Below are 7,103 nucleotides of genomic sequence, written 5' to 3'. Positions count from 1 at the left end.
TTTTCCCTACCCGACGTTCTTCCGATCTGCTCGACCGCACCGGCTACACCGATGCGCAACTGAGCGATTTCATCGACGGGCCGGCCGACATCGTCCTCGTCGACGCGCAGCTCGGCGCCGACGGTTCGTTCTCGGCGCTCGCCCGCGAAGCGCACGACGTGCTGGTCGTCACGCGGGTCGCCGCGCAGGCGATCACCGAGGCGTACGCGTGCATGAAGCGGCTGCATTTCGCGCATGCGTTCGCGCAGTTCCGCGTGCTGACCAATCACGTCGGCAGCCATGCGGACGCGAAGGTCGCGTTCGACAACCTCGCGGGCGTCGCGAGCCGCTACCTGACCGTGTCGATCGCCGACGCGGGCTGCGTGAGCGCCGATCCGCTCGTCGAGCACGCACGCGAGCTGATGCGGGTCGTGGTCGATGCGTTCCCGTCGTCGGCCGCCGCGCGCGACTGCCGGCAGATTGCCGCCGACCTGCTGTACTGGCCGATGCGCCCGCGTTCGGGTGCGGGCCGCGCCGTGCACGCGGGCGGCAAGCCGTCGTATGAGGCGGGCGCGGCACACGCCGCGTGAGCGCCACCGGAAGGAGAGAGCCATGATGTACAACGCTCAAGGAAAGATGTCCCAGGCCGACGTGCTCGCGCAATATGCGCCGCTCGTGCGTCGCCTCGGGCTGCAGCTCGTCGCGAAGATGCCGGCGAGCGTCGACCTCGACGACCTGATCCAGGCCGGCATGATCGGCCTGATGGACGCGGCCGGCCGCTACAAGGAAGACCAGGGCGCGCAGTTCGAGACGTACGCGACCCAGCGTATCCGCGGCGCGATGCTCGACGAGCTGCGCAGCAACGACTGGCTGCCGCGCAGCCTGCGCAAGACGTCGCGCGAGGTCGAGCACGCGGTGCACCAGGTCGAGCAGAATCTCGGCCGCTCGGCGAGCGAGACCGAGATCGCGCAGCACCTGAACATGCCGCTCGACGAATACCAGGGGATGCTGCAGGACCTGCACGGCAGCCAGCTGATCTATTACGAGGATTTCGACCGCGCGGCCGACGACGAGCCGTTCCTCGACCGCTACCGCGTCGATCACGCCGATCCGCTGTCGGCGCTGCTCGACGACCACCTGCGCGAAGCGCTCGTCGAGGCGATCGAGCGGCTGCCGGAGCGCGAGAAGCTGCTGATGTCGCTGTACTACGAACGGGGTCTGAATCTGCGCGAAATCGGCGCGGTGCTCGAAGTGAGCGAATCGCGCGTGTGCCAGCTGCACAGCCAGGCCGTCGCGCGCCTGCGCGCGCGGCTGCGCGAACAGGCGTGGGTCGGCGCGGAGTCCTGACCCTTTCTTGACGGCGGCGCGCGCCGACGCCGCGCGCTTGCGCCGTCGGTGCGCCGTGCGCGGTCCTTGCGCATTCCGCGCGCCGATTTGCTACAATCCTCTCCGCTTTCCGAGGAGCGTTGCGACGGACCACTCTGCGTCCGCCAGGCTCGGAAGGCTTCACCAAGCAGTCGTGCGGCACAACCGCGTCGGCCCCGCTTCCTGAACGGCGCTCACGTCACCAATCTAGAAACTTTTTAGAAAGGAGGGCGTGATGAACGCCATTATCGATTCCAAAGCTTCCAACGATTACGTCGTCGCCGACATGGCGCTGGCCGGCTGGGGCCGCAAGGAACTGAACATCGCCGAGACCGAAATGCCGGGCCTCGTGCAGATCCGTGACGAATACAAGGCACAGCAGCCGCTGAAGGGCGCGCGCATCGCCGGTTCGCTGCACATGACGATCCAGACCGGCGTGCTGATCGAGACGCTGAAGGCGCTCGGCGCGGACGTCCGCTGGGCCTCGTGCAACATCTTCTCGACGCAGGACCACGCCGCTGCCGCGATCGTCGAAGCCGGCACGCCGGTGTTCGCGTTCAAGGGCGAATCGCTCGACGAATACTGGGAATTCTCGCACCGCATCTTCGAATGGCCGAACGGCGAATTCGCGAACATGATCCTGGACGACGGCGGCGACGCAACGCTGCTGCTGATCCTCGGCGCGAAGGCCGAGAAGGACCGTTCGGTGATCGCGAAGCCGACCAACGAGGAAGAAGTCGCACTGTACAAGTCGATCGCGCAGCACCTCGACGCGGACCCGACCTGGTACTCGACGCGCCTCGCGCACATCAAGGGCGTGACCGAAGAAACCACGACCGGCGTGCACCGCCTGTACCAGATGGAAAAGGACGGCCGCCTGCCGTTCCCGGCGTTCAACGTGAACGATTCGGTCACGAAGTCGAAGTTCGACAACCTGTACGGCTGCCGTGAATCGCTGGTCGACGGCATCAAGCGCGCGACCGACGTGATGATCGCGGGCAAGGTCGCGGTCGTCGCGGGCTACGGCGACGTGGGCAAGGGCTGCGCGCAATCGCTGCGCGGCCTGGGCGCCACCGTGTGGGTCACCGAAATCGACCCGATCTGCGCACTGCAGGCGGCGATGGAAGGCTACCGCGTCGTGACGATGGAATACGCAGCCGACAAGGCCGACATCTTCGTGACGGCCACCGGCAACTTCCACGTGATCGGCCACGATCACATGAAGGCGATGCGCCACAACGCGATCGTCTGCAACATCGGTCACTTCGACTCGGAAATCGACGTCGCGTCGACCCGCCAGTACCAGTGGGAAAACATCAAGCCGCAGGTCGACCACATCATCTTCCCGGACGGCAAGCGCGTGATCCTGCTGGCGGAAGGCCGCCTCGTGAACCTCGGCTGCGCGACCGGCCACCCGTCGTTCGTGATGTCGAACTCGTTCGCGAACCAGACGCTCGCGCAGATCGAGCTGTTCGTGCGCGGCAACGAGTACGAGAACAAGGTGTACGTGCTGCCGAAGCATCTCGATGAAAAGGTCGCGCGCCTGCACCTGGCGCGCATCGGCGCGAACCTGTCCGTACTGTCGGACGAACAGGCTTCGTACATCGGCGTGCAGAAGGACGGTCCGTTCAAGCCGAACCACTACCGCTACTGATCCGACGTGCCGCTGCCGCGGTGCCGTGCGCGCGTCGCCGACGCGCACCCGGTACGGTGGCACGGCGCGGGATCGCCGGCTGTCGCGGCGTGCCTTCGGGCACCCGCGGCAGCCGGCGGCGGCCACTGATCGTACCGATCGACAACCGAACCGGAGCACTCCATGAGCGTCATCCTCACCTGGGTCATCAACGCGCTCGCGCTGCTGATCATCACGTACCTCGTGCCGTCGATCCACATCAAGAGCTTCGGCACGGCGCTGATCATCGCGGTCGTGCTCGGCCTGATCAACACGGTGATCCGTCCGGTGCTGATCCTGCTGACGCTGCCCGTCACGATCGTCACGCTCGGGGTGTTCATCCTCGTCGTGAACGCGTTGTGCTTCTGGTTCGCGTCGTCGCTGCTGAAGGGCTTCGAGGTGTCGGGCTTCTGGTCCGCGTTCTTCGGTTCGATCCTGTACAGCATCGTGTCGTGGCTGCTGTCCGCCCTGATCTTCGGTCAGCGCGACATCGGCTGACCTCTTCGAATCATGAAACCGATCGAACTCTCGTTTGAATTCTTCCCGCCGAAAACGGCGGAAGGCGTCGAGAAGCTGCGCGCCACGCGTGCGCAGCTGCTGCCGCTGAAGCCGAAATTCGTTTCCTGCACGTTCGGCGCCGGCGGTTCGACGCAGCAGGGCACGCTCGATACGGTGCTCGACATGCAGAAGGACGGCCTCGAGGCCGCGCCGCACCTGTCGTGCATCGGTTCGTCGCGCGACAGCCTGCGCGCGATCCTCGACCAGTACCGCTCGTACGGCATCCGTCACATCGTCGCGCTGCGTGGCGACCTGCCGTCGGGGATGGGCGAAGTCGGCGAACTGCGCTATGCGTCGGAACTCGTCAGCTTCATCCGTGCCGAGCATGGCGACTGGTTCCACATCGAGGTTGCCGGCTATCCGGAGTACCACCCGCAAGCGCGCTCGCCGAAGGCCGATCTCGAGAATTTTGCGCGCAAGGTGAAAGCCGGCGCGAATTCCGCGATCACGCAGTACTTCTTCAACGCCGACGCGTATTTCCGCTTCGTCGACGATGCGCGCAAGCTGGGCGTGGAGGTGCCGATCGTGCCGGGCATCATGCCGATCACGAACTTCTCGCAGCTGATGCGCTTCTCCGAGATGTGCGGCGCCGAAGTGCCGCGCTGGGTCGCGCGCCGGCTCGAGAGCTTCGGCGACGATCGCGAGTCGATCCGTGCGTTCGGCGCGGACGTCGTCACGAGCCTGTGCCAGCGTCTGGTCGACGCGGGCGTGCCGGGTCTGCACTTCTACACGCTGAACACGGCGGCCGCGACGCGGACGATCTGTGAACGGCTGGTCGTGTAAGCGCGCTTACGCGATTGCATGCGAAAAAGCCCCGCCGGTGATGCCGGCGGGGCTTTTTTTCGATGACTGCGGAGCGCGGCCGCGGGCGTCAGCGCTGCGCCTGCATCAGTGGCGGGCGGCGCTCGAACCACGGCCGCGCCTGTTCGAGCTGCCGGGCGAGCCGGAGCAGCAGCGCGTCGTCGGTGTGACGCGCGGCGAACTGCACGCCGATCGGCAGCCCGCGTGCGTTCCAGTAGAGCGGCACCGACATCGCCGGCTGGCCGGTCAGGTTGAACAGCTCGGTGCAGCCGGCCCACGTGAACGCCTTTTCCGACGACTTCGCGAGCATTTCCTTCAGTAGCGGCTTCACCGGCAGCGCGGCGAGCACCTTCATCTGCGCCGCTTCGAACGGCGTCGGCTGCAATTCGCCGATCTTCACCGGCGGGCCCGCGAGCGACGCGCACAGGATCGCGTCGTAGCGCGACACGAGGCCGGCCACCTGCACGGTGAGCTGGCGCTGCCATTCGAGCACGTCCGGCAGGCGCGTGCGTGCGAGGCGCCGGCCGACCACGGCCATCGCCCACGTCGCGGCTTCGAATTCGCCGCGCTTCGGCGTGCGGCCGGTCAGCGCGCGTGCACCGAGCACCATCTCCTCGGCGATCGTCGCCCATAGCGTGAGGAAGGTTTCGGCCGCACGCGCGTAGTTGACGTGCAGCGTCGCCGGCTCGACATGGTGGCCGAGCGATTCGAGCAGCGCGGCTGCGTCGTCGAGCGCCGCGCGCGTGTCGTCGGCGAGTGCCGGTGCGAGCATCGGGTCGAGCACGAGGCCGATCCGCAGCGGGCCGGGCGGCGTGTCGAGTTCGCCGAGAAACGTGCCGGGCGCGCCGGCCGGCAAGGTCTGGCCGGTCGTCACGTCGAGCAGCAGCGCGCTGTCGCGCACGCTGCGCGTGACCGCATGCTGGACGACCAGCTCGCCGTTCGACGGCAGGTCGACGAGTACCGGGTTGCGGCTCGGCTTCAGGCCGAACAGCCCGCAGCACGACGCCGGAATGCGGATCGAGCCGCCGCCGTCGGATGCATGCGCGATCGGCACGATGCCGGCCGCGACCGCCGCCGCCGCGCCGCCGCTCGAGCCGCCGGGCGTGTGATCGAGATTCCACGGGTTGCGGCATGCGCCGAACAGTTCGGGTTCCGTGTACGGCATCTGGCCGATTTCCGACGTGTTGGTCTTGCCGAACACGTTGAGGCCGGCTGCGCGGCTGCGCGCGATCACCGGCGAATCGTCGGCGGGCACGAAATACCGGTAGTGCCGGCTGCCCATCGACAGCGGCAGCCCGGCGACCGCTGCGCCGAGATCCTTCACGAGATACGGAACGCCGGCGAACGGCGCGTCGGCGCCGCCGTCGGGTGTGGCGACCGCACGCTGGCGTGCGGCTTCGTAGTCCTGCAGCACGATCGCGTTGATCGCGCTGTTGACCGCTTCGGCCTGGCCGATCGCGGCGTCGAGCAGTTCGCGCGGGCTCGCCTTGCGTTCGCGTACCAGTGTGGCGAGGCCGATCGCGTCATGCGCGAGATAGTCCGAGTGCATCGCAGTCACCCCCGTTGTGACTCGTGGCGATGACAGCAGCATAACGCGGGCCCGGTGCGCGGGGCCCGCGGCCGGCCGTTTTTAGAGGTGCTCGGCGAGGAAGGTCAGCGTGCGGCCGTGCGCGAGCGCCGACGCGCGCTGGTTGTACGACGCGCGGTCCGTGCAGTTGAAGCCGTGCTCGGCGCCCGGATACACGTGGAACGACGCATGGTCGTGGCCGGCGAATGCGGCCTTCACCTGGTCGACGGCCGTGAGCGGGATGCCGTGGTCGTTTTCCGCGTAGTGGAACAGGATCGGCTGCGTGACCTTGCCGGCGAGGTCGAGCGCGTTCTGGATGCCGCCGCCGTAGTAGGCCACCGCCGCGTCGATCTTGCCGGTCGCGGCCGCGCGGTACGCGAGCTGGCCGCCGAAGCAGTAGCCGATCGCGGCGACCTTGCCGGCCACTTCGGGGCGTGCGCGCAATGCATCGGCTGCCGCGCCGATGTCCGCGACCGCGAGACCCACGTCGGTCTTTTTCATCAGCTCGATGCCCTTGTCGCGATCCGCGCCTTCGTAGGTCAGCTCGACGCGCGGCTGCGTGCGCCAGAACACGTCCGGCGCGAGCGCGACGAAGCCGTCGGACGCGTACTGGTCGGCGACCGCGCGGATGTGCGAGTTCACGCCGAAGATCTCCTGGATGATGATGACGGCAGGGCCTTTGCCGCGCTTGGGCAGCGCGAGATAGCCGCCGAAGCTGTCGTTACCGGCGGGGATGTCGATCCATTGGGCAGTCACGTTCTGAACTCCTGGCGAACGGGGTGAGCGATGCGCGCCCCGGGTTGGAAGAGGCGGCCTAGTGTGCCACCGATCGTGTGACGGTGCAGGGCACGCGCCCGCTTCTCGCGCAGCGATCGTTTCGATCTCGATTATTCATTTTTCGGCGCTGCGCCGCTTCGATAGAGTCGATGTGCCGGCCTTTACAAAGCGCTTTCGCGCATCGTCATCGAAGGATTCGCCATGTCTGCCCGTCTGTTTTCCACGCCCTTTTCCGAACGCTTCGGCCTGCGCCTGCCGCTCGTGCAGGCGCCGATGGTCGGCGCGACCACGACCGCGATGGTCGCCGCCGCGTCGAATGCCGGCGCGCTCGGGCGCGAACGAAGTCGAAGCCATCCGCGCCGCGACCGATCGCCCGTTCGCGGA

Annotated in this window: 7 protein-coding genes, 1 pseudogene and 1 riboswitch; of the genes and pseudogenes, 6 read left to right on the top strand and 2 right to left on the bottom strand. The window is 67.4% G+C overall.

Annotated features, from left to right (window positions below; translation table 11 throughout):
• From G3N93_RS30475 to metF, 5 genes are all read left to right on the top strand, one after another.
• Nucleotides 1–569, top strand: a 569-nt coding sequence (locus G3N93_RS30475) for a MinD/ParA family protein (RefSeq protein WP_206134613.1), incomplete at its 5' end; no start/stop codon positions are given.
• A 22-nt stretch (nucleotides 570–591) separates the two neighbouring features.
• Complete coding sequence (locus tag G3N93_RS30470) at nucleotides 592–1,326, top strand: RNA polymerase sigma factor FliA (RefSeq protein ID WP_174940047.1); 735 nt, start codon at nucleotides 592–594, stop codon at nucleotides 1,324–1,326.
• Nucleotides 1,327–1,431: 105 nt separating this feature from the next.
• A riboswitch (S-adenosyl-L-homocysteine riboswitch) is annotated at nucleotides 1,432–1,547 on the top strand.
• A gap of 32 nt (nucleotides 1,548–1,579) precedes the next feature.
• Nucleotides 1,580–2,998 carry an adenosylhomocysteinase gene (gene ahcY, locus G3N93_RS30465; protein WP_011350612.1) on the top strand — a complete coding sequence of 473 codons (1,419 nt, stop codon included), beginning with the start codon at nucleotides 1,580–1,582 and terminating at the stop codon, nucleotides 2,996–2,998.
• Between the two features lie 162 nt (nucleotides 2,999–3,160).
• Nucleotides 3,161–3,514 carry a phage holin family protein gene (locus tag G3N93_RS30460; protein WP_006477367.1) on the top strand — a complete coding sequence of 118 codons (354 nt, stop codon included), beginning with the start codon at nucleotides 3,161–3,163 and terminating at the stop codon, nucleotides 3,512–3,514.
• A 12-nt stretch (nucleotides 3,515–3,526) separates the two neighbouring features.
• Entirely contained in the window at nucleotides 3,527–4,357 is an 831-nt protein-coding gene (gene metF, locus G3N93_RS30455; RefSeq protein ID WP_174940045.1) for a methylenetetrahydrofolate reductase [NAD(P)H], read from the top strand.
• Between the two features lie 88 nt (nucleotides 4,358–4,445).
• Here metF and G3N93_RS30450 read toward each other — a convergent pair whose 3' ends face one another.
• The gene (locus G3N93_RS30450; RefSeq protein WP_206134614.1) at nucleotides 4,446–5,924 is read right to left on the bottom strand and encodes an amidase; all 1,479 of its coding nucleotides are present in this window, start codon (nucleotides 5,922–5,924) and stop codon (nucleotides 4,446–4,448) included.
• A gap of 81 nt (nucleotides 5,925–6,005) precedes the next feature.
• A complete protein-coding gene (locus G3N93_RS30445) occupies nucleotides 6,006–6,698 on the bottom strand; it encodes a dienelactone hydrolase family protein (RefSeq protein ID WP_174954882.1) in 693 nt (230 codons plus the stop codon).
• A gap of 222 nt (nucleotides 6,699–6,920) precedes the next feature.
• On the opposite strand from G3N93_RS30445, the pseudogene G3N93_RS30440 reads away from it, so the two are divergent.
• Nucleotides 6,921–7,103 (top strand): annotated as a pseudogene (locus tag G3N93_RS30440) (nitronate monooxygenase); the annotation flags it as partial.

This window comes from Burkholderia sp. Se-20378, assembly GCF_017104665.1.
GTDB lineage: Bacteria > Pseudomonadota > Gammaproteobacteria > Burkholderiales > Burkholderiaceae > Burkholderia > Burkholderia lata.
This window is presented reverse-complemented; position numbering and strand designations above follow the sequence as displayed.